This window comes from Schinkia acidoalkalinis (genome assembly GCF_054301215.1).
The window spans coordinates 1,673,778-1,700,019 of record NZ_CP182573.1; the positions used below are offsets into that span (position 1 = coordinate 1,673,778).

30 protein-coding genes and 1 pseudogene are annotated in these 26,242 nt (G+C 35.3%); 7 read left to right on the forward strand and 24 right to left on the reverse strand.

From position 1 onward, the window contains the following. Positions 1 to 11 precede the first annotated feature (11 nt). The 12 genes and pseudogenes from terL to ACNQFZ_RS08715 all read right to left on the reverse strand — a co-directional run bounded on the left by terL (position 12) and on the right by ACNQFZ_RS08715 (position 9,138). The gene (gene terL / locus ACNQFZ_RS08660) at positions 12 to 1,634 is read right to left on the reverse strand and encodes a phage terminase large subunit (protein WP_458414877.1); all 1,623 of its coding nucleotides are present in this window, start codon (positions 1,632 to 1,634) and stop codon (positions 12 to 14) included. Continuing rightward, positions 1,618 to 2,475, reverse strand: coding sequence for a hypothetical protein (locus tag ACNQFZ_RS08665; protein ID WP_458414878.1), 858 nt, complete (start codon positions 2,473 to 2,475; stop codon positions 1,618 to 1,620). Before ACNQFZ_RS08665 ends, terL begins: the two co-directional genes overlap by 17 nt. 151 nt (positions 2,476 to 2,626) lie before the next feature. Beyond that, positions 2,627 to 3,448: a tyrosine-type recombinase/integrase gene (locus ACNQFZ_RS08670; RefSeq protein ID WP_458414879.1), complete on the reverse strand. Its 822-nt coding sequence runs from the start codon at positions 3,446 to 3,448 to the stop codon at positions 2,627 to 2,629. A gap of 169 nt (positions 3,449 to 3,617) precedes the next feature. After that, the gene (locus tag ACNQFZ_RS08675; protein WP_458414880.1) at positions 3,618 to 4,349 is read right to left on the reverse strand and encodes a transposase; all 732 of its coding nucleotides are present in this window, start codon (positions 4,347 to 4,349) and stop codon (positions 3,618 to 3,620) included. 84 nt (positions 4,350 to 4,433) lie between these two features. Next, a complete protein-coding gene (locus ACNQFZ_RS08680; RefSeq protein WP_458414881.1) occupies positions 4,434 to 4,718 on the reverse strand; it encodes a hypothetical protein in 285 nt (94 codons plus the stop codon). Positions 4,719 to 4,962: 244 nt separating this feature from the next. Then, the gene (locus ACNQFZ_RS08685; protein WP_458414882.1) at positions 4,963 to 5,649 is read right to left on the reverse strand and encodes a type II toxin-antitoxin system PemK/MazF family toxin; all 687 of its coding nucleotides are present in this window, start codon (positions 5,647 to 5,649) and stop codon (positions 4,963 to 4,965) included. Between the two features lie 136 nt (positions 5,650 to 5,785). Then, complete coding sequence (locus ACNQFZ_RS08690; RefSeq protein ID WP_458414883.1) at positions 5,786 to 5,947, reverse strand: hypothetical protein; 162 nt, start codon at positions 5,945 to 5,947, stop codon at positions 5,786 to 5,788. 5 nt (positions 5,948 to 5,952) lie between these two features. Next, positions 5,953 to 6,078 carry a hypothetical protein gene (locus ACNQFZ_RS08695; RefSeq protein ID WP_458414884.1) on the reverse strand — a complete coding sequence of 42 codons (126 nt, stop codon included), beginning with the start codon at positions 6,076 to 6,078 and terminating at the stop codon, positions 5,953 to 5,955. A 211-nt stretch (positions 6,079 to 6,289) separates the two neighbouring features. Then, positions 6,290 to 6,769 (reverse strand): GmrSD restriction endonuclease domain-containing protein, encoded by a 480-nt coding sequence (locus ACNQFZ_RS08700; RefSeq protein WP_458414885.1) that lies wholly within the window; start codon positions 6,767 to 6,769, stop codon positions 6,290 to 6,292. Positions 6,770 to 6,864: 95 nt separating this feature from the next. Next, positions 6,865 to 7,621: pseudogene (gene istB / locus ACNQFZ_RS08705) on the reverse strand (IS21-like element helper ATPase IstB). Next, on the reverse strand, positions 7,618 to 8,694 hold the full coding sequence (gene istA / locus ACNQFZ_RS08710) for an IS21 family transposase (protein WP_458415350.1): 1,077 nt from the start codon (positions 8,692 to 8,694) through the stop codon (positions 7,618 to 7,620). The pseudogene istB (ACNQFZ_RS08705) and the gene istA (ACNQFZ_RS08710) overlap by 4 nt, the downstream one beginning before the upstream one ends. A 9-nt stretch (positions 8,695 to 8,703) precedes the next feature. Beyond that, complete coding sequence (locus ACNQFZ_RS08715) at positions 8,704 to 9,138, reverse strand: sigma factor-like helix-turn-helix DNA-binding protein (RefSeq protein WP_458414886.1); 435 nt, start codon at positions 9,136 to 9,138, stop codon at positions 8,704 to 8,706. Between the two features lie 217 nt (positions 9,139 to 9,355). On the opposite strand from ACNQFZ_RS08715, the gene ACNQFZ_RS08720 reads away from it, so the two are divergent. Beyond that, complete coding sequence (locus tag ACNQFZ_RS08720; RefSeq protein WP_458413292.1) at positions 9,356 to 9,826, forward strand: transposase family protein; 471 nt, start codon at positions 9,356 to 9,358, stop codon at positions 9,824 to 9,826. Continuing rightward, positions 9,816 to 10,949, forward strand: coding sequence for an ISL3 family transposase (locus tag ACNQFZ_RS08725; protein ID WP_458414887.1), 1,134 nt, complete (start codon positions 9,816 to 9,818; stop codon positions 10,947 to 10,949). Before ACNQFZ_RS08720 ends, ACNQFZ_RS08725 begins: the two co-directional genes overlap by 11 nt. A gap of 86 nt (positions 10,950 to 11,035) precedes the next feature. On the opposite strand, the gene ACNQFZ_RS08730 is transcribed toward ACNQFZ_RS08725, so the two are convergent. The 11 genes from ACNQFZ_RS08730 to ACNQFZ_RS08780 all read right to left on the reverse strand — a co-directional run bounded on the left by ACNQFZ_RS08730 (position 11,036) and on the right by ACNQFZ_RS08780 (position 20,202). Further along, positions 11,036 to 11,173, reverse strand: a complete 138-nt coding sequence (locus ACNQFZ_RS08730; RefSeq protein WP_458414888.1) for a GmrSD restriction endonuclease domain-containing protein — start codon at positions 11,171 to 11,173, stop codon at positions 11,036 to 11,038. A 203-nt stretch (positions 11,174 to 11,376) separates the two neighbouring features. After that, a complete protein-coding gene (locus tag ACNQFZ_RS08735) occupies positions 11,377 to 11,763 on the reverse strand; it encodes a phospholipase D-like domain-containing protein (RefSeq protein ID WP_458414889.1) in 387 nt (128 codons plus the stop codon). A 28-nt stretch (positions 11,764 to 11,791) separates the two neighbouring features. Beyond that, the gene (gene istB / locus ACNQFZ_RS08740) at positions 11,792 to 12,553 is read right to left on the reverse strand and encodes an IS21-like element helper ATPase IstB (RefSeq protein WP_458411699.1); all 762 of its coding nucleotides are present in this window, start codon (positions 12,551 to 12,553) and stop codon (positions 11,792 to 11,794) included. Then, positions 12,553 to 13,836, reverse strand: coding sequence for an IS21 family transposase (gene istA, locus ACNQFZ_RS08745; protein ID WP_458411698.1), 1,284 nt, complete (start codon positions 13,834 to 13,836; stop codon positions 12,553 to 12,555). The genes istB (ACNQFZ_RS08740) and istA (ACNQFZ_RS08745) overlap by 1 nt, the downstream gene beginning before the upstream one ends. Before the next feature lie 74 nt (positions 13,837 to 13,910). Next, entirely contained in the window at positions 13,911 to 14,648 is a 738-nt protein-coding gene (locus tag ACNQFZ_RS08750; RefSeq protein WP_458414890.1) for a hypothetical protein, read from the reverse strand. Between the two features lie 958 nt (positions 14,649 to 15,606). Beyond that, positions 15,607 to 15,888, reverse strand: coding sequence for a recombinase family protein (locus ACNQFZ_RS08755; RefSeq protein ID WP_458414891.1), 282 nt, complete (start codon positions 15,886 to 15,888; stop codon positions 15,607 to 15,609). Positions 15,889 to 15,980: 92 nt separating this feature from the next. Then, a complete protein-coding gene (locus ACNQFZ_RS08760) occupies positions 15,981 to 16,211 on the reverse strand; it encodes a hypothetical protein (protein ID WP_458414892.1) in 231 nt (76 codons plus the stop codon). 27 nt (positions 16,212 to 16,238) lie between these two features. Then, on the reverse strand, positions 16,239 to 16,508 hold the full coding sequence (locus ACNQFZ_RS08765; protein ID WP_458414893.1) for a hypothetical protein: 270 nt from the start codon (positions 16,506 to 16,508) through the stop codon (positions 16,239 to 16,241). A gap of 174 nt (positions 16,509 to 16,682) precedes the next feature. Beyond that, positions 16,683 to 17,678 (reverse strand): hypothetical protein, encoded by a 996-nt coding sequence (locus tag ACNQFZ_RS08770; RefSeq protein ID WP_458414894.1) that lies wholly within the window; start codon positions 17,676 to 17,678, stop codon positions 16,683 to 16,685. 166 nt (positions 17,679 to 17,844) lie between these two features. Next, a complete protein-coding gene (gene rlmD / locus ACNQFZ_RS08775) occupies positions 17,845 to 19,221 on the reverse strand; it encodes a 23S rRNA (uracil(1939)-C(5))-methyltransferase RlmD (RefSeq protein WP_458414895.1) in 1,377 nt (458 codons plus the stop codon). A 99-nt stretch (positions 19,222 to 19,320) separates the two neighbouring features. Beyond that, positions 19,321 to 20,202 (reverse strand): diacylglycerol kinase, encoded by an 882-nt coding sequence (locus ACNQFZ_RS08780; protein ID WP_458414896.1) that lies wholly within the window; start codon positions 20,200 to 20,202, stop codon positions 19,321 to 19,323. Positions 20,203 to 20,390: 188 nt separating this feature from the next. Here ACNQFZ_RS08780 and ACNQFZ_RS08785 point away from each other — a divergent pair, with 188 nt between their 5' ends. Then, positions 20,391 to 20,888, forward strand: a complete 498-nt coding sequence (locus ACNQFZ_RS08785; protein WP_458414897.1) for an RNA polymerase sigma factor — start codon at positions 20,391 to 20,393, stop codon at positions 20,886 to 20,888. 17 nt (positions 20,889 to 20,905) lie between these two features. Next, positions 20,906 to 21,787: a DUF3298 domain-containing protein gene (locus ACNQFZ_RS08790; RefSeq protein ID WP_458414898.1), complete on the forward strand. Its 882-nt coding sequence runs from the start codon at positions 20,906 to 20,908 to the stop codon at positions 21,785 to 21,787. Positions 21,788 to 21,829: 42 nt separating this feature from the next. On the opposite strand, the gene ACNQFZ_RS08795 is transcribed toward ACNQFZ_RS08790, so the two are convergent. Then, on the reverse strand, positions 21,830 to 23,443 hold the full coding sequence (locus ACNQFZ_RS08795; protein WP_458414899.1) for an FMN-binding glutamate synthase family protein: 1,614 nt from the start codon (positions 23,441 to 23,443) through the stop codon (positions 21,830 to 21,832). A 303-nt stretch (positions 23,444 to 23,746) separates the two neighbouring features. Here ACNQFZ_RS08795 and ACNQFZ_RS08800 point away from each other — a divergent pair, with 303 nt between their 5' ends. The 3 genes from ACNQFZ_RS08800 (at position 23,747) to ACNQFZ_RS08810 (ending at position 26,242) form a co-directional block, all read left to right on the forward strand. Next, positions 23,747 to 24,526, forward strand: a complete 780-nt coding sequence (locus ACNQFZ_RS08800; protein WP_458414900.1) for a sulfite exporter TauE/SafE family protein — start codon at positions 23,747 to 23,749, stop codon at positions 24,524 to 24,526. A 158-nt stretch (positions 24,527 to 24,684) separates the two neighbouring features. Continuing rightward, positions 24,685 to 25,308, forward strand: coding sequence for a hypothetical protein (locus tag ACNQFZ_RS08805; protein ID WP_458414901.1), 624 nt, complete (start codon positions 24,685 to 24,687; stop codon positions 25,306 to 25,308). A gap of 1 nt (position 25,309) precedes the next feature. Beyond that, positions 25,310 to 26,242, forward strand: coding sequence for a 4Fe-4S binding protein (locus ACNQFZ_RS08810; protein ID WP_458414902.1), 933 nt, complete (start codon positions 25,310 to 25,312; stop codon positions 26,240 to 26,242).

Here is a 26,242-nt window from a genome sequence, read left to right on the forward strand (position 1 = left end):
ATCCTTATCTGTTAAAACAACAACTTCCTATCATAAAACTTCAAACTCTTTACTGACTGCACCAACTGAACAGCTCCATACAAACTATCTGGAGCATCATCGTGTTTACAATGTTTGTTGTAATCCTTTATTTGGTTATTATACCTTATATTTACAGAATTGAATAGGATATGTCCCCTCTTTACATCTGGCTCTAAACTTATTATTCTCTCATGTTTCTGCCCTTTCGTTTGCACACTTTCAATCAGCAAATGAATCTTAGCTTTCCACAATTCCTCCTCAAATTTCTGCTTCATATAACTTTGTGATTGGTTTGTTTCAAAGCCAATTTTCTCAACAGGATATGTGTTCAATTTATTAATAGCTTCTTGAAATAAGTCATCAGGTAACATTTTATATATACTGCCATCTACAACATATCGTTGCTTGGTTTTCCGATGCTGTCCTAATATTGTGATTGCTGAGTAATCATTTTTCTTCCCAGCTTTAATGGCTGGGTCAATATACATAACCACTTCCATTTCTTCAAACTCAGGTAACTCGCTCCAATACTCCAAGTTTTGAATTATGTATTCATCCGTAGAACGTGGATCATTCTGCATTTCCTTGTAAAATGACTTGTCTCCCATCGCTTGTTTCTTTTGCATTAAATAGTAGTAATCTAAATATTCATTCCATAATATTTCTGTCCCCTCAAGCATTTCTTCTTTATATGCATTAAAAAAGGACAGAGCTGCGTTAATCCTGTCCAAGTCCGATAAATCATTATATTTTTTCTCCCACTCTGACCATAAATCATCACGTTCTGACCATTGAATAATCGCTGCCTTTTTAATACTTCTAACCCCAGGGATTCTGCCTTTTAACAAATCGGACATTAAATCTTCTTCGTGTAGAATTGTACCGACAACAAGAATATTCGTATCCCTTGTGCCAATTGGAATCACTACATCACGAAATGTTGATTTAACTTGCTCACGTTTTGATTCCGATTTTGCGGTATCATCTTTAAGCAAGTCATCAAGTAAAACTAACGTCGGCCGATGTTGCTTATAATGGACACCTCGAAGCGAGCCATCAATACCACGAATCATGATACAACTATCCAATCCACTTCTCGATTTAATCCAAATTTCATTATTGTTCCAGCGGTTGCCTTTCTGAATACCAAAATCCTCAATAAGTAATTGATTATTCTCAAGCTCATCCTTAATCATATCGAGGAATGGTAATGCAATTTGTTCTGTTGCTGAAATAATTAATGTGAATTGTGATTTATCATAAATTGTTGCATATAACGGAAATAAAAAAGAATTAATCGTTGACTTTCCGTGTTCCCGTGGGAGACCGAAAGCGTTGATTAATCCTTTGTTATCTAACATATATCGTAATTCCGTGAATAGTTCCTGATGGAATTGACCAAACTGGCGGTCAAAGTATTTCGGAAAATAGCATAGTGCGAAAAATTCAATATCTAACTCACCGAGTAGTTTACGGAGTTCTGAGAATGAAAATTCTTCGATGAGTTGTTTGATTTTATCATTGCTGAAATGCTTTTGAAGATAATGCTTGAGGAGGTTGTATTCGCTCTCCTGTTTTTCATTTATTGATTTTATTTTAATCCCCCCTTTCAACTTTTCCTAATATTGCACCAATCCTCCATTGGTTCCATTGATTTTTCTTAACTGGTCTCCCAGGGACAACACAATAATCTGAAATAATAGTTTCGTATCCATTATATTCAATAGAAATGTTACTATAATTCTCCAATACATAATTAGCAATCCATCTTCTAGCAGACTGAATTCCTGTAAGATTGTTAATTAACCGTTCGTTTTTTTGATTTTCAACTTTATCAACTGTATAAATTCCAATCTCTCTACTACCAGTAATAATAAAATATAAGTTATCTTCTCTTTTGTTACTGATTATTTGAGGTGGCATACCTGAGCTTCGTCTTTTTTCTCTGAAATTTTGACTTACTTCAATAAATTGTTCAATCAAAAAACTATATAATAAATTATTAGCTATATTACATTTTTCTAAGGAATCTAAAACATCTTCCCATGTTATCCTGATGACATCTGAAGGATTTTTTAGTAATTTTCTATGTGCCGATATTTGATTTTCATCTAAATATCCTCTAATTTTAAACTCTAGTAGTATATTAAAATTCTCACCACAAATCCAAGCATCGGGGATAGAATCTAAATTTTCTTCTAGTTTATTATGTTCAGAAATTGCATTTTCATATGGGGCAATTCCAATAATAAACTCAAGTTTTTGATGTTCCTGAGGGCAATATTTTTTTCGAAGATATACATTGATATTTTTAAATATTAGACCATCTACTCGATCTGCTATTAAATTCTCTAAAAATGGTTCAACTAATTGGCAATCATTCAAAGATAAAATATTCATTAAAATATTTGTATAGTGATCTTCTTCTTGTCCTTGATATTTAAAAATATTCATTTCTAACCTCCAATATTTTTCCCATAATTTTACCACAAATTTTTCTGCCCCTGTTGCTACCAGCCCATTTTTTCAAAATAGAAGCACCCCTCCCCCTAGAACAACAAAAAAAGAGTGGCTTGTTTACCACTCAATATGCTCCAAGGCTTGTTCAACTTCTTTTGCTGTTGTTACTGTGTATATATTCGTTTTTTTGTATATTCGAATGTCCAAATATTTGCTGAATCGTGGTTAGTTCTACTTGTTGTTTCATCAATGTATATCCAAGCGAATGCCTTAGCTGGTGCGGAGTTACCTGAATATTTGTCCTCTCACCGTAATCTTTCAATATTAGGTTTATAGCATTTCGTTTCAATGCTCCACGTTGACCGATCAATAGGTGTTCTTCATCTGTTATCGCTCTAACTGCTAAGTATTTTTCAATGGCTTTCCTTGCATCTTTATTTAGCGGAAGTGTTCGTTTAACATTCCCTTTCCCTATTACCTCAAGTTTCCCTTTTCTTTCGCCTATTTCTATATCAGAAAGCCTAATATTGACCAATTCGCTTACCCTTATGCCTGTTTGAAGCAACAATTCTATTATACAAATATGCATTGGATTCCCTGCTCGGTGTATTTCTTTCCGCAGTTTCCACAATTCCTGTTGCTCAAGCCCTTTATATTGGACTAAATCTCGATTTCTTATCGGTTTCACGCTTATTTCTCCGTTCAAATGCCCTGCTTCCTTCATCCATTCCAAGAATACATTCAAACTGGCGAGCTTCCGATTGATCGTTATGACTGCTTGTTTACTTTTTTGAAGATGCTTTTTGTATTCAACCGCATCCAATTCAATTACTTTTTCAATGCCATGCTCCGTTTTCGTTTTGTACCAATCTATAAATTGCTTTACATCCCTTGTATAGCAGGAAATCGTGTTGTCACTTCTATCCTTGCTTCGTAAATAATGCTCAAAACCACTGATATACTGCATAAATAGTACCATCCTTCCCTTGTTGTGACACATCATATAATTAATGTCAAAGGAAAGCAACTCAATACATAACTATCATTATGTTGTGTTATTGGCTATTTTTTTGCAATATTCAGGGCATATATGGGCATTTATCTATCGGAAAACTCAATACATAACATTATGATTCCTATTCATCAGTAGTTTGCACATCCAACCTATATTCAGCTTCACCGCCAGCTTCCTCATCTATCTCCATATATTCACCTTCAAGCACGTTATCACCGGCATCATCCTCAATCATTTCTAGGAACAATCGCTTACGTTCCTCCTCATTTTGCTTTGTATCTAGAAATACTTCTCTGCGGTCATTCCATTCATCCTTCTTGCGGTTCTTCAACCAAAATATCATGGCTGTTGGGTTTGGTGGTTGATACCTTTTTACTTTTTCCACCCTCGTTTTCTTTTTGCCATTTTTATCTTCTTCAATAATTGTTTTAACTTCTTCAAACTCAAAACCGAGTGCAGCCCGTAATAAAGAATTTTCCACGTGAGAATCCATAACAGACTTGCCCAGTTTAACTAACTCAGCAAGGGTAGGATGTTGATTAACATATTCATACCAAGTCGCTTCTGAAATGCCTAATTTGTCACAAATGACATCATTGGTTAAACCTTGAGTACACCATCCATGAATCTCTTGTAATCTAGGTTGGACATGTGTATCCCACTTAGTTGGGCGATAAGATGCTTTGGCGAACTTAGGATATTTCTTTTTATATTCATAATACGTTGTTATATGTAGATCTAACTCATCCGCAATCTGTTCATCAGTCCAGCCATCAGCAACCCATTGTTTTATTTCATCCAGCCTATATACTACATTCGTATCATACTTAGTTGGCTTTGCATTTTTACTCATTTCACCTCACCTCCAAATAAAGATTGATTAAAAAAATAAAAAGACAGCCTAAATGACTGTCTTAAATATAGCAATGTTAAATTATTAATCTTGAATATATTCACTTAATAAATTATAAACTTCTTTATCTCTTTTGAACCATATTTCATTACTGTCTTCAATAGAGGCAATATAAATTGGGTATTTTTTAACAATTTCTGTAAGCCTTTCGATTAAATGGTGATTTTCATTAATATTTAAAGCATCAAGTTTTTTTACCAATTTCAAATTCTTACCTTCTAACAAACCAAACATATCTGACGGTGCCGACTCATATAGAGAGCTATCGATGCAATTCATAATTGTATCTAATTCCTCAATGGTAAACATTTTAATCAACCACCCTTTCAGCAATATTACTTATTTTATTACTTCAACATTATATTTGTCCATTTAATTCACTCTTAAAATTCAAATTATTACACATAACGAAAAAGACACCACAAATCAATGTGATGTCTTTTCCTACTATTATGGGTAGTCACAGTTTAGTTGGACTACACCTTGCATAAAGCTAATTATCATTTGGTTACTATTATTGTAATACACATTTCTTAAAAATGCAATAATTTCCCTATTTTTGCAACTGACTTTTTAATAAATCATTTTCCTCTTTTAAATTATTTAACTCTTTAAAAATAGTTTGATTTTTAATATAAAAGTCATTAAATATTGTTTTAAATAAAGATTCTCTGACTTCTTGATATATTGAAGTAGGAGCAGAGATATCCTCATTAATTCTACCTTTTCTTTCCAATAACCTTCCTTTCCTAATAACCATAGGGCTATCTATTATAAGAGCAGATTCTGTTTCAAAACCATCACTTTTGTAAACCTTTCTATAATTTGTATCTCCAGTTGTATTACTTGAAGGATGATATGCATTACTTACTTTCAAAGGGGTTGAAGTTACAGGTAGAACTAATACTTTATCTCCTATATTTTCCAAAACTAAAACAGGATGAGAATATGCCGTTTCATAACTTAACCCTAAATCAGCTATAAAAATATCACCTTCATTCACTGATGATACTGTTAATTTTCCATCAGAGTTCTTTTCTTTATAATCCATAAAATCTTTTCTAGTTATCCAATTTTGAAGACTTTTAGTTATAGAAGCTGCTTGATCCTCTGTTTGGTGAAAACTATGATTAATAAAATTATGATTTGCAACTAAAAATTCTCTCCAAACTAAATCAGATTTTCCTGCTTTAGTCGTTTCTGATAAATTCTCTAATGTACCAAATTTAGGTAATACCATTTACATTTCACACCCCCAATCCCACTCTTTAACATTCGACAAGATTAGAGGTAATTCCTTCAATATTCACCTTCCTTTCTACAAATTTATCCATTCCCACAATCAAAAAAAGCAGCTGATCTCTCAGCCCCTTCTCCTAATCTTCCAATTCACCTTCATAAAACATCTCAATATCATCAATCACTTTCTTCAACAATTCAACATGCTCCTTTGCTTCATCTTCCCAGAATACGCACACCTTTTCAATCTGCATATCCTTCAAGAATCGAATGACCATTTCAACCTTAGCTTCTTCCATGCGAATCAACTCCTTATTAAGTTTGTCCCATGTTCGCTCTGACCTCGGATTAAGTCAACCACTTTGAACATTGCCCCCACATTCGCCACACGTTGCCCTATATAGCGGTAATCATTCCATCCTAAACTCATTCATCCACACTCCCATTCTAGCCAACACAGGCAAAATAAAAAGGGGATGTTACTCCCCAGCGGTTGTTTCCTTTTCAGGCTTACCATATCGAAATGCTGAATTACCTCTTAGGTTTTGCAATAATATTTTCCTAGTTTCCTTGTAATCACCCCAACATTCCTAATCGTATGATCCAAACTCGGAAAGTGAATTTTTCGTTATCGGTATCCTTTACTTTTGCCGAAGCATATCTTTAGCGAACAGTAACAGTGACTGTTCGTTATCTAAAAATGCGTAATAAAGATTATGCTCTGCCTGAGTTTGGATATTTTTCTTGTCTACTATCTTTCCAGACACTAAATAATTTCTTAATACAAGTGAACTATCATGATTAGTTTGAATTAAAATTAAGCGACTATCACTATCTTTAACAAGTAATTCATCTAATTTATTAATATCCTTTCTAAATCTAACATCACCAATAGATTCTAACTTTTTATGTATTGCTTTCATCAAAATAATTAATGTTGTTATCCTCTGTTGTCCATCAACAATATCGAAAATTTCAAATAATTCTGTTCCGTGTTTTTCTTTCCTCTTTTTACTACAGCATACTACAGTAGCTAAAAAATGAGTTCTATTTCCATCATCATAATCATCATAACTAAATAATTTTACTATATTGTTTTTGTCAACAATGAATTGAGCCACTTTAGGTAATACATTTCACTTAGGGGGAGGGTTTGGGTGTTTGGGGGTTTTGCCCCGGGGAGGGGCAAAACCCCCAAACACCTCGCGTGCCCCAACTACTCCTTGCTTTCTTCCTTTTGTTTCATACTTTGGCGAAAGCGATAAGATGGACCATTCATTAAAAGGATATGTGATCGGTGTGTTAATCGATCTAGTAGGGCAGCTGTCATTTTTTCATCCCCAAATACATCAGTCCATTCAGTGAATTCAAGATTTGTCGTGATAATCACACTAGCGTTCGTATCGACTTGAAAAGAATTGAAATAATAGTTCTGCGCCTGTTTTTGAGAAGGGGACGTAACCGAGCTCATCTACGATGATCAAATCGAATTTGAGCCATCTTTTTTCAAAAGCCCCCAGCTTATGTTCTTCATTTGCCATCAATAGTTCTTCAACTAATTCGGAGGCGGCGGTAAATTTCACTTTATAACCATTTTTTATCATTTCAATTCCAAGTCCGGTGGCAAGATGCGATTTTCCAGTACCGCTATTCCCCAAAAATATAATATTCTCTTTATTTTCCACAAAACCGCCTTTAGCCAAAGTCAAAAAACGATTCTTATTTAAGCTAGGCATTAGGCTAAAATCGTAGGTGTCTAATGTTTTTTGAACTGAAAATGACGCTTGTTTTAGCCGCCTTTGCTTTTGGTTTTCGTCTCTCGACTGCGCTTCGGCTTCTAATAATGCTAACAAATATTCTTCAAATCCAAGGTTTCTCTCCTCAGCCTCTCTTGCGAGTGATCGGTAGTGTTTACCGACCATGGGCATTTTTAATTGCTTAGTTAAATGGTCTAATAATAATTCTGTTGTCATCCTTTCTGACCTCCTGTTAGTTGTCCATATTGGGCTACGTTTGACTTTTGAATCTTATAGTCTAATAGATTTATAGGCGTTTTTTCGTTTGATAGATTCTGGACAAGTAGCTTGTTGTTCGTAAGCCTCTGGATGATTTCGTGTACCACTTCATATCGATACACTTGTGTCTGCTCAGCTTCTCGTAAGGCTTGCGTTAGTTTTTCCATTCCTATCTCGCGATGCAGAAGAAGTAATCGAATAAATTTCCGATCACCCGTAGCTCCTTCTTGATCTCTCATCTTACGATGAAAACGCCTGAACACATCAGGAATGTCAGAAGAATGAAACGCATGTGCATCTCTAATTGCACGTGGCTTTTTAAGTAGTACTTCAAGATAATGGTCAAGAATTGTGATCATTTGGTATCGCTCATAAGAGCGAGGATGTTCGGCGATCACTTGGTTTTGAGCCACAACGATCACTCGATCTACAAAGATTTTTGCCCATACAGCTTGACCAACGTAGCTGCAAGGGACGGAATACTGATTGGTTTCTATAGTTATTAATGAAGTCTTATTGACTTGACATGATACAAGTTTACAAGCTTCAAATCTTTGTTCTGGAAGAGGATGAAAGTACTGCTTTTCTTTTTCCCACATCTCAGCTACTGTTTCCTTTATGTGGGGAACCTTTTTATTTGCAGTCTCATTTAAGCACCATTCCAAAAGGTAATCATTTAATTCATCAATGGATTGAACATCCGGAATAGGAACAAGCGCGTTTCTTCTTACATATCCAACTGAACCTTCCACGCGTCCCTTTTCATTTCCAGATCGTACATTACAAAATTCTGCTTTAAATAGGTAATGTGCCTGTAAAGCAATAAATGATTCCTGTTCCAGCCGATCCCTTCCTTGGAGGATTTTAATCACAGCTGTTTTCAAGTTATCAAACAGCCCTTCTGTCGGTACACCGCCAAAGAACTCAAACGCATGGACAAAGCCATCTAAGAAAGCCTCTTGTTTTTCATGAAGGTACGCTCTTACAAATCGCACACGACTTGCAGAAAGCTGTATGTAAAAGAGGTAAATGCGTTGTTTTCAACCCTGTAGAATAATATCCGCCTCTCCCCAGTCGAATTGGAATTGGTGGCCGAGTTGAAAATCAAGTGGAATAAAGACTTCCTGTAGTTTTTTCTTACGTTTGGCAACAACCTTACGGATGTTGGATTCGGATCCTTTGAACTTATATTCATCTACTAATCTTCTAAAGATTCTGGCGGCAGTATGTTGTTGTTTTCCCCATTGTTTCAAGTCATCCTCAAGCCATTGGTCAATGATTGGTAATACTCGTTTCGTTTCATCAGAAGACTCTTTAGTTCCAAAAATTTGTTGTCTACGAATAGTTGTAGGAGGTTCATCTAGTCTAAGATATTTGCTTACAGTGTTTCTTGATATTCCAAGTTTTGTTGCAATTTGTCTTTGAGATAGTCCTTCTACCTCTTTTAGGTATTTGATATTATAATATTGAGCCATTTCAATCATCCTTCTGTAATCCTCTCTTTATGTAGATTGTTTGGTCACTTTCTATCATAAAAGAGGTTATGGAAATTGGGAATCAGTGGCTCATTTTTTATGTGATCGAATCCCTTAAAAGTGGCTCATTTCTAGGGTTCTTACGGTAAGTTGGTGAAGTCTCAAGTCTAGTAATTTTATAGTATAATAAAACTAGAGATGGAAGGAGGAATTTATCATGATTGAAATCCTTTACCAACTTGATGAGCATTTGCTATTTATATCTAGTTATCAAGAAGTAAACCAACTTACGTTTGTATTGAAACGTGAAACAAAATCAGCATCTTGTCCTCATTGTGGTCACCTTTCACATCGCCCTCATAGTACTTATATTCGCACTATTCATGATCTGCCTGTAGGTGGTCAAGCAGTCATACTTATTATCCAATTACACAAATGGTTTTGTAATCAAACTGATTGTACTACTAAAATATTTACAGAAAGAGTGCCGTGGCTGAGTCCCTATCGCCGAAAAACCAAACGATTAGAAGACACCTTACGTACGATTGCATTTTCTATGAGTTGCTTACAAGCTGAAAAAGTATGTCAACGTCTTCATATGCCCACTAGCCATGATTACTTACTAGATTTGATAAAGTATACATCGGTCACTGAAATTGCAGATACCTCTCCCTTTTGTGGCCATTGACGATTTTGCATTTCGTAAAGGCAGTAATTATGGAACATTGATCTGCGACTTAAATACACATCAACCAATAGATGTACTTCCCAATCGAACAAAGACCTCTGTAACAGATTGGCTAACTATGCATTCTGAAGTTGTGCTGGTTACAAGGGATGGATCTAATATTTATCGAGCAGGTATAGATGCTGTTAATCGTCCAATGGTACAAATCATGGATCGATTTCATTTGATTCAAATTCTGTATCGTTGGATGTTAGCTTCGCTCCAACATATCCTACCTCATCAATGGTCATATATCTTAAATTTTTCTAACCCTCCAAATCAACCTGAAACTGAATCAAAAGCGGAAGAAATTCAAGAAATAAAAATAGATATGAAACCCAATCAGCAAAAGAAATGGGAACTTATTCAAGTAATAAAGAAACAACACCAAACTGGCCAATCTATCCGTTCTCTTGCAAAAGCAAACCATTTAAGCCGTAATACTGTAAAGAAATATATTGAATTAAAGGAACCGCCAACAATTAAAAGAAAACGCCGGTCAACACTTTTAAATGGTTATATTAACTTAATCATTATAGGGATAGAAAACAACCTATCATCTCATCGAATTTTTGAACAAATTAAACAGCAAGGATATAAAGGAAGCTATTCTATGGTTCGTGCTAAATTTACGGAAATCAGAAAACTTAAGAAAAAAGATATAAACAAGATCAAAGAACAAAGAGTTATTATTCAGCAGAAAAAGGCAATTTCACTTTACTGGAAACTAAATGAAACACTAACTGAAAATGAACGTAGAGATTTGAACTACTCGTTAAAAAAATTCCCGAAAACAAATGAACTGTATGCATTTGTTCAAACCTTTCGTGATCATTTCAATCAATTAAATTCTGTAGGCATACAACAACTTTTATCGGTAGGTAAGGACAGTTTGAATCCTGAAATAAAAAGGTTTAGTCAATTTCTTTATAAAGATTTACAACCTATATTAGCCTCAATTTACTATACCTATAGCAACGGTGTGATTGAAGGGCAAATTAATCGGCTAAAAACAATTAAACGCACGCTTTATGGCCGATCTAGTTTTGAGCTTTTAAGAAAAAGAGTTTTATATCACATGTGAACAGTATTTTGAAATAGCAAATTATTACTTTCATAAAGGTTGAGTTAATAATTCACCAACTTTACGTAAGAACCATTTCTAGATTATCAAATACATATATCACCAAATAAATCCTTTCTTTGTCGGCTAGTCCAGCTATAAGCCCGTTGGTAGTCAGGAATTTCAAATAATCTGCCTTGAAGAAATTCATCAAACGAATAAAATTTCGGATTGATTTTTTCCATTTTATCACCTATTTTTTAAAATTTTATAGAGTTTTTATTTAAACACTAACATAAATTGTTGTTATTTACATAGGAAGTAAGTGTTTACTACTTTTAATAAATTTTAAAAATGTTATTACAAGTTGCTAAATTGTATCTACTTGTTCTTGCAGTTGATTAAATTCCCCAAATTTCTCCTTTATATACAATATTACTAAAGTTACTCATAAATTTTTATTCCATATTTCCTTAAAATAATTTATAACACTTTCCATTACTGAAGGTTCATTTATAGGTACTATTGTGGTTGCTTTATTACCAAAGTTATTAATAGAAGAACCCAACAAATAAATTTTGTCGGAATCTACTATTAAATATCTATCATGTATTTTATCAGTTGTTTTCAGTTCAATTTTACCTCGTTCGTTCTGAAATTTTGGAAAAGAAATTTTTGTACCGCCTTGAAGCTTGTATGCCAATATTTTAATGTGTGTATCAGATTTTAACTGTTCTATTATTTGTAGCGTTGTATCATCAAAATATGGATCGATTATTATTAAACTTTTTTTAGCAGAATTTAGAAGTCTATAAATGTCAACACTATCATGCACACTTTTGCTTGCGTAAGGATGTACAAAATCACTCGTTTTCTTTCTCTAAATGATCCTTCAAACGATAAGAAGGCCCCACAATCGCAACGACAGTTGCGTGATGTAAAATTCGATCTAAAATGGCATTGGCAAGCTTTGGCTCTTGGAAAATCTCATCCCATGATTTGAAGTTTACATTTGTTGTTAAAATCGTACTGCGCTTTTCGTAACGCATATCAATGAGCTGGAAAAATAGCTTCGCATCTTCAGAATCAATAGGTAAATAGCCAATTTCATCGATAATTAATAGCTTGTATTTTGTATAATGTTTTAAGCGGCTCTCTAGGCGATTCTCAAGACGTGCCTTTTTCAGGTTTTGAATCAAATCATGGCACTTTATGAAATAGGTGCTTGTACGTTTCTTAGCTGCCGCAATTCCAATGGAGGTTGCCAAGTGGGTTTTTCCAACACCACTCGGACCCAAAAAGACGATATTCTCATTCTTCTCAATAAAACGAAGCGTTAAGAAATCTAAGATCTGTTGTTGATTAATGGTAGGTTGAAAAGCGAAATCAAAATCCTTAATTTCCTTTAAATGTGGGAACGCACCGACCTTCACCATCGATTGAACCATATTCTGTTCGCGTACATCTATTTCGTAATTCGTTAATTTGATGATTGTATCAATGATTGAAAGTTGATTGTTCACGCTGAAGTCTATGACTTCATTTAAATGCAATGTCATTTGCTTAAGCTTTAAATACTCTAAATTTTGTAATAGCTGTTGGTAATTCGTGGCCACTGGATTCATTATTGATACACCTCACCAATCGCTGCTAAATTTCGTTTTGCTAAATCATCAATATCAGGATAAGTAGGCGTTGAAACCCCTAAAGATTCTTGATAATGCGCTTCCTGATAATTTAATTTCTTGTGACTTATAGGATGTTGTGCGATCAGCTTCGTGTTATAATAAATCCATAATTGATCATCATACACTTGTAATCCTACATTCTTTCCTTGGTACTTCGCTGGTACCGAGTATTGATTGGATTTGTAGGAAATCATGTTGGAAGCATTGACTTTTACAAGCGTATGTTTGATGCGATAAGAATCTCTTATTTTGTCAGTTGGTAGCTGGTGTAAGAGGTTCTTTTCTTTTTGGAATTCAAGGATTGGTATTTTTCCTGTACCTTGATGCACCTCGTGATTCAATCGGTGGCATAAATCTTGTACAAATTGATGTAGTTCCTCTAATGTTAACTGACCTTGGTAAGCATGGATTTCATCTAATAATTTCATGGTGGTTTCAACTTTCCCTTTCGTACGTGGTCGCCCTGCGATACAAGGCTTTACTTTAAACCCAAAATCCTTTGCGAATTGTTCAAACTTGGCATTTATTTTCCCTGGAAAATGCTCTGTTCTTGCTTCATCCATTACCGTTTTCATGTTGTCCGTAACGAGCTCATCTGGTACACCCCCAAATGCTTCAAATGCCTCTGTTAAAAACGAAAATAAAACACTTTGAGATTTTGAAATACTTAAATAAAATGTACGTAACCGGGAGCACGAAAGCAGTAGTACCGCAACATTCACTTCTACTTGTTCCCCATCTTTTGTTTCAAATGGAATACTTTCTTTCCAATCTAGCTGTGCTTGCTTCCCAGCTGGTGTTTCAAAACGAGCGGTTCCTGTAGGGACTGCAATCGGCTTGTCTTCCTCAAAGTAGGCATTAAACTCAGGCGTTTTTGCAATATAGGCTCGAAAAGTAGAGGCAGCACAATCAAGACCATGATTGTCCTTTAGATATTGCCAAAGCACTCGACGGTAATAAAATTTCTGTTTGGAATCCTCTGAAAGAAGTGCGGCTATGATGGGATAGTACTCATCAATTTTGGAAGACTTCTCCCTCTTACGCTTCGGCATAAAACCATTTAGATATTTTTCAATCGTTCTCCGATCCACACCTAATTCTCTTGCTAATTGACTTTTATTGATTTTCATTTTTAAATGCTCCATTACTTGTTTAAATTTTGGTAAGTCTATAAGACTCTTAATCTCAAAATCTGTTTCAACATTTAAAGTTATGTACATACTAATCACCCCAGGATTAGTATGTAAAACAATGTCAATTTTGTACATAGTTATTCAAGCAAGAGTGTGCATTATTAAAATATCATTTTTAGAAGTCCAATAATTCTCTTAAATGCTGTGTAATCCTGATTATTTTCAAAAAACGTAGGTTCAATAATTACATCTTCTTCTGAAATTTCACTCCATAACTTTTCAAACCAATTACCTTCAATTGTTGACCATTGAGGATTTTTTATATTTTCATCAACTTCAACTCGGTCATACATTGGCTCCATTTCATTAATAATAATATCTCGGTAGTAGATTGCTACTTTATCTTTTATCAAAGAAAATCCATATCTTGATAGAAAAGAATCATTAACATTAATAAGTATCTTTTCAATAATGTTTGTAATACTGTTATAACCATATTTATGCTTGATTAGTAAAACTGGCCGACATTCAAAAACTGTAAACTTAAATTCTACGTATATACCGTTAAGCTCTACTTCATCGTGTAACAACATCTTTTTTTCCACAAAAATCTTTTTTCTAGAAGCCGATTCAATTCCATACCTTAATTTTGCTAAGTTGGATAAAACATAATGTTTTGAGTATGTATTCAAAATACCCTTTCTTTTTGTTAGTTCGTATGTTGCTCTTGTAATATGATCTGTATTTCTTAATAATTCTTCTTTGGTTAATGAAAGTAAAATTGGATCATAACCGTTATAAAAAGTGTTTATTAACCCCACTAGTTCAGTTAATTCTTTATCGGTGACTTTGGAATAATCCTCGTAAATCTTATTTAGTAATTTATCAATTTGATTCATAAAAATAGTCCTCCGATTAAAATATTTGGCTAGGTATAGGATACCAATTTTAACCATAACAGTATAGGAATATGTCGAAGATTGAATCAAAAAAGACCTCCGCTGTAGGAAGTCCTTCTTAATTTATTATTCAATTTGATAATCGTAATCACTTGTACCCTAACCATGCTATTCTTTTATGTTCCCATTTACAACTGTCAACCAGTTTTTATTAATAACGATGCCTTTAAAAGTTTTTTAAAGGATTAATATTTTAAGTCAATCTATTCTTCTATAGCTTTTTTTCACTGTTCCACCACGATTTTTTGTCCCACTAAGATTTTCTTTTACCGTAATTTTGCGGCATATTCTTAATACTTACAATCGACTTTATTAAACTTCTCCCCTCAAACCGCATTCTATAATAATCAAATATGACACATATACCGACCTCCATAACATATAGAATCTAGTATTCTATTGAGACTAGTCAAATGACCAATATGTGATTTCACTAGTATTCAATGATTTAAAATGACTCATATTATCCGACTTTATTGATATTGAATAATTCTTATCAGGAGCAAGTAATTTACTCAACTTCTCTCTATTATCTATATAGTTTGTATTTTGGTCGAAGACCGACACATTGCGATACAACGACGTATTAGTTGTAATTGTTACAGTTAACACAAATATTTCCACCCTTCCGTTAAAACTATTCTGTCATTTACTGATAAGGTCATGAATGCCTCTACATGCCCTAGCATATGATTATGAAAGAGCCATGGGCTAATAAATTTCTTTTTAGCTGTTGGATTAATCGTCAACTTAGGGCAAATAGAACCATGTTACTATAGCACTGTCACAACATCAGAATTTTAGGGATTGCAATCTTCACCCTCGAAACGTTTCACCTGTATTCTTCTGTACGAATAGTATGCTTAGTTGATGTGTTAGGCATCCTATTCAACACAATTTAATTAATCTCTGACAGCGAAATTAATCTAACATACTTTTGCTCCAAAAGGCTTAAAAAATCACCAAGAACCCTTTTTTCACGAGAGATTCTTGTTATGTCAGTAACTATTACAACATCCGCTTCATCAAGTGAATCATAAATATTTTCAAAATTATCATCAACCCGAATATCTAAATGGATAACATTAATCCCTTCAGATTGCGCATATGCTGCAATTTTTAATCTCTGTTCTTCGTGATTCTCAGTAATTGATGATCTAACAATTGCTATTCCCTTCATCTTATATAATCCCCTTTTCTTTGATTTTGCGTTTTTACTTCTCTATTAATCATTGAACCATTTCCCTCCTCAAAAATTCCGTGTTTTACTACTTATAAATACTTGATGTAGCCATCTCTCAGAAAAATACTTACTAATTGAAATTCACCATAAGCATCTTTAAACCACTCTACGTTATTACCTTCATGATCTCTGGATGTATATACGTCTGAATGATGATTTAGCGGCAAACTACCCTTATCATCTTTAATCACTACTACTTGTTTATCAATCAATGTTCTTTCGACATTCATAGTATCTCCCCACAAATCATGTAAAATCATGACTTTTATTCCACCAAAATTATAAAATTATTCTTTGTACCCGTTTAAGTAACCACTACCCAAAAAACCTTCTTCTGTTATTAATGCATATCCAGAGTATTCTTCATTATTTTCGCTTATTAATCGAACAGCAATGCTCTCAAGGCATCTTACCATCAACGAAGATAATTTATCAGATGCTCCTTCAATCACAACGTGCCAAGATAAGTTATCTTCTTCCACAATCAAAGTTGCCTCATTAAAATTTATGTAACCTTCCTCATAAACGTAAATACTCTTAAGGGTGTCTTGGAACATTTGCCCACCTCTTGGAATGAATTCTGAATTTCGCCACTTTAAGTATACCAATTTTAGACAAATTTATATACAAATAAGTCGAAATATACAGAAAAAGGGAACTCCTCTTCAGGAAGTCCTTCATTTTATTCTTATATTTAATCCTCCAAATATATCCCAACCACGCACTCCGCACTATCTCCTATTAAAAACTGAAAAATTTCCTCCTTGTTTTAAATATATGAGTCTGTAAGGATTATCACTTGGGAAATCAACAAGCTCTTGATCAATATATAAAAAATCGCCTATCTTAAAGTACATATCTTTTTTCCACTTTTCTATATAATGATGATTAAAGCAATAGTGCTTTAGTCCATGGTTTTCAAAGTAATAATATCCAATTAGTTGATGAGGAAATAACACATATTTAACCATAACCTCGTTGTGTTTATTTTTATACCAATCTATTCCCATACTCTTTAATTTATCTCTAACATAGTTAGCGTTTCTATATGAATCATTCTCTTCAGAAATGGGTACCCAATAATCTAAAATAATATATTTTTTATTTACTGTTCCTCGATCTTTATATTTAAAATTTTTAAGATTCCCAAGCCCATATCGATATGCAATATCATATCTTCTATTGCCCATAGTGGTTGAAACCCAAGGACTAATTTTACTAAACTCTCTATTTCCGCTGGTATGTAGTGCAAAACATAACCACTCTTTAATGAGTTGTAAGTCGTCAAACGATTCTGTTTTTTTGATAGCTTCCTGTATTGTGTTTATTACTTTTTGGGAATTTACGCTATTTCTAAACTGATGAGGATATCTGTAATAATGATATTCAAGTTCCTCTTCATACAAATTAATAAACCTAAATAATAGTTCTTTACTAACTTTATTTGGTTCCAAAAACTCTCTAACCTCAGAATTTTCTAAATAAGAGTGCATTGATTTCTGTCCCCAATCAAAAATAATGTTTGGGGAACCAATAATTGAATCTAATATCTTTTTTCTCCCTTCACCACGAGCCAATCGCAAGATGTTATTGTTAGATTCCGACAATAGTAATTGGCTCTTCAAAAAATTATTATCTAATCCTATTAAATCTGAATTTTGAGTTGTAAAACACGGTATAGTATTTATTAAATTATTTGGTACTAGATTATTATAAATCATATTCACACAATATCTCCCAGTTCATTTCATTCATAAATAATTCATGGACGATTTATATAATATAAACTCATCATAAAATGAAATATATGTCAATTCTTATATTCGTTAACTAATAAATTATAGAAAAAAGACATTTACATTAAAGTAAATGCCGATTATAATTTAATTTATTTTAATCCTTCAAATATATCCCAACCACGCACTCAACATGCGCCGTATGCGGAAACATATCCACAGGCTGCACTTCCACCGTTTTAAACCCACCATCTTCCAGTATTCTTAAATCCCTGGCTAGTGTGCCTGGATTGCAGGACACGTAGACGACCCGCTTCGGTTTCATCTCAATGATAGTTTGGAGCAGCTCGCGATCACAACCCTTTCTAGGCGGGTCGACGACGATGACATCGGCTTGGATTCCTTGCTTATGCCATGCCGGGATGATATCTTCCGATTTGCCAACTTCAAAATCAACATTATTCATATAATTAAGCTTTGCATTTCTTTTTGCATCTTCGATGGCTTCAGGTACTATTTCGACTCCGTATACTTTCTTTGCTTTTTGAGCTAGAAATAATGAAATTGTACCAATACCACAATAGGCATCAATAACGGTTTCTTCCCCTGTCAAGTTTGCATATTCTAATGCTTTATCATATAAAACCTTTGTCTGCTCAGGATTAACCTGGTAGAAGGAACGGGCCGAAATGGCAAATTGGATATCGCCTATGGAGTCATATAGATATTCATCGCCCCACAATACTTTTGTTTTATCACCGAAAATCACATTTGTCCGTTTTGGATTAATGTTTTGAATAATAGATTTTACCTGTGGAAACGAACGATGAATTTCCTCGATGATGTGCTCTTTACGCGGTAGTTCTTCTGTTCTAGTAATGAGCACAACCATGACGTCCTTCGATTTGCGCCCATAGCGCGTTACAATGTGGCGTAGCGTTCCTGTATGTGTTCCTTCATGATAGGCTTTAATTCCATATTTCTCAGCAATCCCTTTCACACCTTGGACTACTCGATCGTTTACATCAGCTTGAATAAGGCATTCTTCCATATTTATAATGGTGTGGCTTCTTTGCTGATAGAAACCCGCTACTAAGCCACCTTCCATCTCACCAACTGGAACCTGCGATTTATTGCGATATTTCCAGGGGTCCATCATCCCAAGAACAGGATGGACCGTAATATTTTCAAGCTTTCCCACTCTTTTTAATACTTCTTTCACTTGTTTTTGCTTAAACTTTAGTTGCCCTTCATAACTCAAGTGTTGAAGCTGGCAGCCGCCGCATTGCTTATAAATTGGACAGGCCGGCTCAACGCGATCAGGGCTTTTTTTATAAAATTCAAGAATCCGGCCGTAGCCATATCCCTTTTGTACTTTTACGACCTTAATTTGTGCCTGTTCACCCGGCAAACCGCCCGGAACAAAAATTGGATAGCCGGAAACCTTGGCTACACCTGCTCCGTCATGGGTTAAATCTTCAAATGTTACATCTAGTACATCATTTTTTTGTATTGGTGCTTCTAGTTTCGCCATATTCATTCTTCCTTAATTTTTTCGTTATACTATCTATCAAATCATATTATGGGGAAAAACAGAAAAAGGCAAACCAATTTTTGGTTTAGCCTCTTTTTCTTACGGTACAAAAACTTCAATATGTTGATATAAATTTACAAATTCCGCCGGCAAAACGCCACCGAATTCTCCATCGAGATTGAGCTGAACTTTTTCATCAGAGGTGACTTTGATGCGATTTGCCTTCGTATAAATAACAAGGTCGTCGTTGAGATGTTCGCCTCTTAACACTAGTGTTGCAAGCCGTAAAAAGTCAGCCATGTTCGCTTTTTTTAGAATTAAAAAGTCAAATAACCCGTCATCCAAATCAGCTCTAGGGGCTAATCTTTCAAATCCGCCGACCGAGTTAGTATTGGCAATTAAAAACAGCATGACTTCCCCTTCGAAAAGCTTGCCATCATAATCAATTTTTACAGGTGTCGGCTTTAGTGTTGGCAGCATTTCTACGCCTTTAATATAGTAGGCAAGCTGACCTAAGACCGTCTTTAATTTACTAGGGACCTCATAGGTAAGCTCCGTCAAGCGGCCACCACCGGCAATGTTAATAAAATACTGGTCATTCATTTTTCCAATATCAATTTTTTTCGTATGACCTCTTGCGATAATATCAACGGCTTTATCTATCGAGCCATTCGCTTTAATGGCACGAGCAAAGTCATTCGTTGTCCCAACAGGAATAATCCCCAGCTTCGGTCGCACTTCATGCTCAGCTAGTCCATTTATAACTTCATTAATCGTTCCATCACCACCGGCTGCGATGACAACATCAAAACCTCGATTAGCTGCAAGGCTTGAGGCAACCGTTGCATCCCCAGCAGCTTTCGTTGCATGACAAGATGTTTCATAGCCTGCTGCTTCAAGCTTCATAAGAACTTCAGGAATATGTCGTTTAAACAGCTCTCTACCTGCCGTTGGATTATAAATAATGCGTGCTTTTTGCATGTTTATCATCCTACCATTACTTCAAATTAGAATCCACTATTTAACATGATAACGAATTTCACATTTATTAGCAATTTTTCAGCCACAGATTTTTTGGAATTAGGGGACGATTCGTTTATTCCCTTTCCAAAACTTTTTTACTACATGGAACGTCTTATAGATAGAATGCAAAAGAGGGGGTGCTTCCGGTGAAGAACAAAAAACTTGAAAACATACTGACGGAGTTAATAGTAGCGGAGAAAGAGAAGTTTTATAGAATGGCCTTCACTTATATGAAAAATAAAGAAGATGCGTTGGATATTGTTCAGGAGTCAATCCATAAAGCACTAAAGACAGTACATACGCTAGAACATCCAGATGGTATTAAAAGTTGGTTTTATCGAATCGTAGTTAATACTTCGCTGGATATGCTACGCAAACAGAAACGAGAAATTATAGTTGATGATGGTACTTTAGAATCTGTTGGTCCAAAGAGCAATGATTGTTATGAAAATGTTGATTTAGCAAGGAGCCTCGATGAGTTGCCACCAAAATATCGGATCATAATTATCCTTAAATTCTTTGAAGACTTAACACTTCGAGAAATATCGGAAATATTACATGAAAACGAAAACACTGTTAAGACTCGTTTATATAAAGCTCTTCAAATTCTCCGAATCCAAATCACGGACGAGGATAAATTCTAGTTAGGAGGTTGGCGATCATGGAAAAAAGAATGGAAGAATGGAAGAAAGATTATGATAACATCCCTATCCCTGATGAATTAGACTTTATTGTCAAGAGAGCACTAAGGCAGAAACCACGAAGAAGGAAAACAACAAAATGGGTGGCCGGAGTTGCAGCAGCGGCTGTGATATTCATTGGAGGATTAAACGTAAATGAAACGTTTGCGAAAACCATGGCCGAGGTACCTATAATTGGTAATCTTGTGAAAGTATTAACCTTTGTAGAATTTAAAGTAGATGAAGAAACCTATAACGCTGATATAAAAGCACCTGCTATTCATAACCTTAAAAATAAAGGGCTACAATCTACTTTAAATGAAAAGTATTTAGAAGAAAGCAAGGCATTATATGAACAGTTCAAAGCTGATATAGAAGAACTAAAAGCAGCAAATGGTGGACATTTAGGAGTAGATAGTGGATATGAAATAAAAACTGATACTGATCAAATTCTATCAATTGGCCGCTATGTTGTGAATACAGTCGGCTCATCATCAACGACATACCAATTTGACACAATTGATAAACAAAAAGGCCTACTGATCACATTGCCAAGCCTTTTCCAAAATGATGCCTATATTAATGTGATTAGCGAAGAAATTAAAAGACAAATGCTTTCGCAAATGGAAAAGGACACTTCCATCATTTATTGGGTAGATAATCCTAATAAACAAGAAGAAGATCTCTTTGATCCCTTTGAGAAAATAAAAGCGAATCAATCCTTCTACATTACTAAACACAATAAATTAGTGATTGTGTTTGACAAATATGAGGTGGCTCCGGGTTATATGGGTGTTGTTGAGTTTACAATTCCATCTGAAATTTTGACGGACATCCTTGTCAGCCATGAGTATATAAAATAAGGTGGAACAAGGGGCGGTTACTTTGTTCCACCCCTTGCTCCATTAAATGAATTGCAGCTCTTTAACTTCCTCTGGTTCTTTTACCTGTGCGATTGTTTTTGCATGGAACTCGTCATCCACAAAGACGACGTGTTTTTCATCAAATTGTTTTGGTGATGTTAAGCCTGCTGCTGCAGATAACATGAACAATTCTTCGCGAAGTGTTGTCATATAGTTTGTTACTCTGTATCGCTTTTCTTCTATTACTAAAGCTTTTTGTAGCTTAGGATCGGTTGTAGCAACACCAACTGGACATTCATTGGAGTGACATTTTTGTGCTCCGATACAACCCACTGAAATCATAAGTCCTCTAGCAATTTGAACAACGTCTGCCCCTAGTGCCAAGGCAACAGCAATTCTATCAGGGGAGAATAATTTACCACTTGCAATAAGGGTGACTTTGTCACGCATTTTGTATTTCTTCAATACTCTTTGTGCAATTAATAATGCCGGTTTAATAGGAAGACCTACAGAATCAGCCATTGCTTGATAAGTAGCACCTGTACCACCTTCACCGCCATCAATCGTAATGAAGTCTGGATGGCGTTTTGCCTTAGCCATAAATGCAACAAACTCTTCAAACGTTTCTTCACTGCCAATAACAAGCTTAATACCCACTGGTTTTTGAGCGACATCTCTTATATGTTCAATGAAATCCATCATTGTTTTCAAATCATGAAACTCTTCAAAACGATTTGGTGAGTCAATCGTTTTGTATGGCTCAACCCCACGGATTTCAGCAATTTCAGGTGTAACCTTTGCACCTTCAATATGACCACCGCGAATTTTTGCGCCTTGCCCAAGCTTTAATTCAAAGGCTTTAATTTGTGGATTACAAGCTTTTTTACGAAGTTCATCAAAAGAAAATGAACCGTCCTTTTGTCTAAATCCAAACTTAGCTGGTCCAATTTGGCAAACGATATCCGCTCCACCTTTTAAATGGTGATCTGAGACACCACCCTCACCAGTGTTCATATAGGCACCAGCATCTTTTAATCCATAAGATAAAGCGGTAATCGCATGATCTCCTAATGCACCATAGCTCATCCCACTCATTGCTACAGGGCTTTTTACTTTAAAAGGATAGCGGCAAGTATCTTTTCCGATAACGATGGCATCCTGCTCTGTATACAACCAAGGTTTAATCTGCGCTTCCACACTATGTTCATGTCGAGCAAATAATGTATCTTTATCTGTCACATATTTTTGTGTGTCAATTAATTTCTTGTTATCCGCTTCTAAATCCGCAATTTGTTTTGCAAAAAAGGCATTGCGGATATAAAATCCAGGTTTATCGAAATCCCGTTTACTACCAAAAGCAATAATCGTTTTTGCATATTTCCCTGCCTTTACGATAAATTGAAAATCTAATCGAGAAAAAGGCTTCGCTTCATGGTCTCCTTCAAAGAAATACTGTCTAAGTTCCGGACCGATATGTTCAGAGATATAGCGAATGTGCGAAAGAACCGGGAAATTCCTTCTAATTGAATGCTGCGTTTGCTGAATATCCCGTTTTTTCATTACCATGTATAAAATAATTCCTGCTACAAGTAAGGCAATAATAATGAATAAAATGAGTGCAACACCAAGCATAACGAATACATTAATATTTTCCATAACTTTAATCCTCCCTGGCAATCTTTGAAATTACCAAACCAAGTTATTTACACCGAAAACGGTGGATTAGGCCGCCGAGAGACCAATAAAGCGTTTCCATATAGCATTCGACAACCAATATGCATTATAAACCCGTCCTATAAAATCCGATAAAATCCAATAAATTTTAATATTTTTCTTATGTTTTTTTGCTGTAGAAATTTAGAAAACTAAATATTTACTACTAAAGAAAATAAGAGTATAAATAAATGTATAATAAATGTATATTATTCTAAAAAACTATAATTGGGAGGCATCATATATATGGATGAAATTAATTTAGGGATGTTAGCTTTCCTAATTATATGCGGCTTTGCGGCAGCCTTTATTGATTCAGCAGTAGGCGGAGGCGGACTTATTTCAATTCCAGCCTTGTTATTTACCGGGTTGCCACCTTCAATGGCGTTAGGAACTAACAAACTAGCTGCTACAATGGGATCTTTAACAAGCACAATTTCTTTCCTAAGTTCTGGAAAGGTCAACAAAAAGTTGGTGCTAAAATTAATACCGTTGTCGATTATCGGATCTGGGATTGGGGTGTATGTTGTTCATTTAATCCCCGCGGATTTCTTAAATAAGCTAGTCTTAATTATGCTGATTTTAGTTACGATCTACACAATCTTAAAAAAAGATTGGGGCGTGAAATCACAGTTTAAAAAATTATCATTAAAAAAGATAATTTTCATCGCCTCTATCGCCTTGATTTTAGGATTTTATGATGGAGTGTTGGGAGCAGGCGTTGGGTCGTTCCTCATTTTCTCATTTCTATTCTTAGGATTTGACTTTGTAGAAGCAGCTGGCAATGCAAAGGCTTTAAACTTTGCCAGCAATATTTCTTCTCTCATTATCTTCATCTTATACGGCTCCGTTAATTTTCATTACGGTATCCCGATGGGACTTGCGATGGTCCTTGGAGCATTCGTAGGATCTAAATTAGCCATCAAAACAGGCGTTGCCTATGTCAAGTTGCTGTTTATTGCGATAACGGTCATATTAATTGGAAAAAACATTTGGACTTATATGCATAAGCTGAATATTATTTAATCATTTTTCTAATCTAAGGAGGCAGTGGATGATTCCACTGTTTCCTTTTTATTTTTTCTTACATTCTTTGACAAAAAACCCCAATTCCCTCAAAAATTCAACACTTTTATAAGATAACCTTTATTACAATCATCCAAATTTGCTTTTTATTTAAAAGTATGAATGGGGGAATTATTATTAGAAATCCATTTGGTCGCACTATTTTTGGCTTTTTACTTTTATTAATCGTATCGTTTAGCTTTACCATGGGAGCTGGTGCTTATAAAACAGCTACTACGAATGAGAGTGCACAATTCCAAGCTGATGTAACATCGCTGAACAATGCGCCTATTTTATTAGACTTGGCCAATCAAGGTTTAGCAAAAAGCTTCATTCAGCCCGGACTTGTCCAAATCAGTACTGGTCATGGCGGTGGTGGTATTACCAACCAGGGAGAAGAGCCCCTTCCTATTCAAGTCAAACTGGTGAACTTTCCTGATGATACTGAGCTTACACTCCAAACGGCTGCAGATAATAAAACCGGAAAACTCTATGCACCACTAGCGCCAGGTGCCCTTTTTGGGATGGCGATTGTCACAAAAATTCCTAAAGAAGATCGGCAGCAACTAATTTCAGTCACTGGTGAGATTCAATTTTTACACGCTGATAACGGCTCGTTGCTTGGAAAAGTACCCGTCTACATAGTGAATTCAAAATATGGCAATCCACAAGAAAAGTTAGGAATAAAAGAAGACAATGCCAATCTTGAAAAAACGGGACAACCCCAAGGAGGATGCCACTAATATGTTTTTCAAAAAGAAAAAGCTCAGTAAAATCAAAAAACAATCAAACCGTTATTTGCTTAAGCGTGCTGGATGGTATGGATTGGGTCTTCTCTTGTTCTATGCCCCATTTGCATTTTTCAATAGAGCCTTAAACTGGCTGCTCGGAAATGGCACAGACGGAACGATTCATGGAACATGCTTTCGGATTCCTATTGCGAATTTATTAGGCGGTAAAGGAATTGACCTTGGTTCTGTCTGGGGGATTAGTTTACTTCTTTTACTAGGCTCAGCCTTTCTCATTGGACCATTTTTCTGCAGCAAACTTTGTACGGTAGGCGCAATCACAGAATATATGAGCCGAATGATACCCGATAAGTGGAAAATCGACTGGACAAAAATGGTAAACCCTGTACCGATTCGCTACGGATTTTTGGCTGGCTTTGTTATTGCTCCCTTAACAACCGGGGCATTAAACTGTTCCTATTGCAGCTATGGCTTTTTTGAAAGGATGCTTACTGGCGGATTTTGGGGCGAAATCGGCGCATTATCCTCCACAACCATTATTACTGCTCTTTTATGGATTGTTTTGTTCGGTTTATTTACTAAAGGAGGACGTGGCTACTGCAATTTTATGTGCCCAGTTGGTCCACTACAAAGCTTAATGCATAGCCTTGGAGTATGGTTTGGTTTTACCTATAAACTTAAATATAAAAAAGAGCAATGTGTATCCTGTAAGACATGTGTGAAAGAATGCCCAATGGGTGCCTTACGTTCCGGCAACGACGGCAAAATTACATACAGTATCCACCATTGTATAACCTGCCGCCAATGCGAAGCCGTCTGCCCAACCAATGCCATTACTTACGGTCGCGGCGACAGTGATTGGAGTCCTGCCTTAATGCCAATCAAAGAGAGTGTTGTTGCTGAAAAAGCTGGGAAGGAGGTTTCTTAG

Coding starts and splice junctions, on each gene's coding strand:
- ACNQFZ_RS08695 (WP_458414884.1), bottom strand. CDS start 6,078: ATGAGTTTAGGATGGAATGATTACCGCTATATAGGGCAACGTGTGGCG.
- ACNQFZ_RS08795 (WP_458414899.1), bottom strand. CDS start 23,443: ATGGAAAATATTAATGTATTCGTTATGCTTGGTGTTGCACTCATTTTA.
- ACNQFZ_RS08675 (WP_458414880.1), bottom strand. CDS start 4,349: ATGAGTAAAAATGCAAAGCCAACTAAGTATGATACGAATGTAGTATAT.
- ACNQFZ_RS08790 (WP_458414898.1), top strand. CDS start 20,906: ATGGAAAAAAGAATGGAAGAATGGAAGAAAGATTATGATAACATCCCT.
- ACNQFZ_RS08750 (WP_458414890.1), bottom strand. CDS start 14,648: ATGAATCAAATTGATAAATTACTAAATAAGATTTACGAGGATTATTCC.
- ACNQFZ_RS08690 (WP_458414883.1), bottom strand. CDS start 5,947: ATGGAAGAAGCTAAGGTTGAAATGGTCATTCGATTCTTGAAGGATATG.
- ACNQFZ_RS08765 (WP_458414893.1), bottom strand. CDS start 16,508: ATGTTCCAAGACACCCTTAAGAGTATTTACGTTTATGAGGAAGGTTAC.
- ACNQFZ_RS08680 (WP_458414881.1), bottom strand. CDS start 4,718: ATGTTTACCATTGAGGAATTAGATACAATTATGAATTGCATCGATAGC.
- ACNQFZ_RS08670 (WP_458414879.1), bottom strand. CDS start 3,448: ATGCAGTATATCAGTGGTTTTGAGCATTATTTACGAAGCAAGGATAGA.
- ACNQFZ_RS08810 (WP_458414902.1), top strand. CDS start 25,310: ATGTTTTTCAAAAAGAAAAAGCTCAGTAAAATCAAAAAACAATCAAAC.
- rlmD (WP_458414895.1), bottom strand. CDS start 19,221: ATGGCGAAACTAGAAGCACCAATACAAAAAAATGATGTACTAGATGTA.
- ACNQFZ_RS08715 (WP_458414886.1), bottom strand. CDS start 9,138: ATGGCTCAATATTATAATATCAAATACCTAAAAGAGGTAGAAGGACTA.
- ACNQFZ_RS08800 (WP_458414900.1), top strand. CDS start 23,747: ATGGATGAAATTAATTTAGGGATGTTAGCTTTCCTAATTATATGCGGC.
- ACNQFZ_RS08665 (WP_458414878.1), bottom strand. CDS start 2,475: ATGAATATTTTTAAATATCAAGGACAAGAAGAAGATCACTATACAAAT.
- ACNQFZ_RS08805 (WP_458414901.1), top strand. CDS start 24,685: ATGAATGGGGGAATTATTATTAGAAATCCATTTGGTCGCACTATTTTT.
- istB (WP_458411699.1), bottom strand. CDS start 12,553: ATGAATCCAGTGGCCACGAATTACCAACAGCTATTACAAAATTTAGAG.
- ACNQFZ_RS08685 (WP_458414882.1), bottom strand. CDS start 5,649: ATGGTATTACCTAAATTTGGTACATTAGAGAATTTATCAGAAACGACT.
- ACNQFZ_RS08720 (WP_458413292.1), top strand. CDS start 9,356: ATGATTGAAATCCTTTACCAACTTGATGAGCATTTGCTATTTATATCT.
- ACNQFZ_RS08760 (WP_458414892.1), bottom strand. CDS start 16,211: ATGATTTTACATGATTTGTGGGGAGATACTATGAATGTCGAAAGAACA.
- ACNQFZ_RS08780 (WP_458414896.1), bottom strand. CDS start 20,202: ATGCAAAAAGCACGCATTATTTATAATCCAACGGCAGGTAGAGAGCTG.
- ACNQFZ_RS08730 (WP_458414888.1), bottom strand. CDS start 11,173: ATGGAAAAAATCAATCCGAAATTTTATTCGTTTGATGAATTTCTTCAA.
- ACNQFZ_RS08755 (WP_458414891.1), bottom strand. CDS start 15,888: ATGAAGGGAATAGCAATTGTTAGATCATCAATTACTGAGAATCACGAA.
- istA (WP_458411698.1), bottom strand. CDS start 13,836: ATGTACATAACTTTAAATGTTGAAACAGATTTTGAGATTAAGAGTCTT.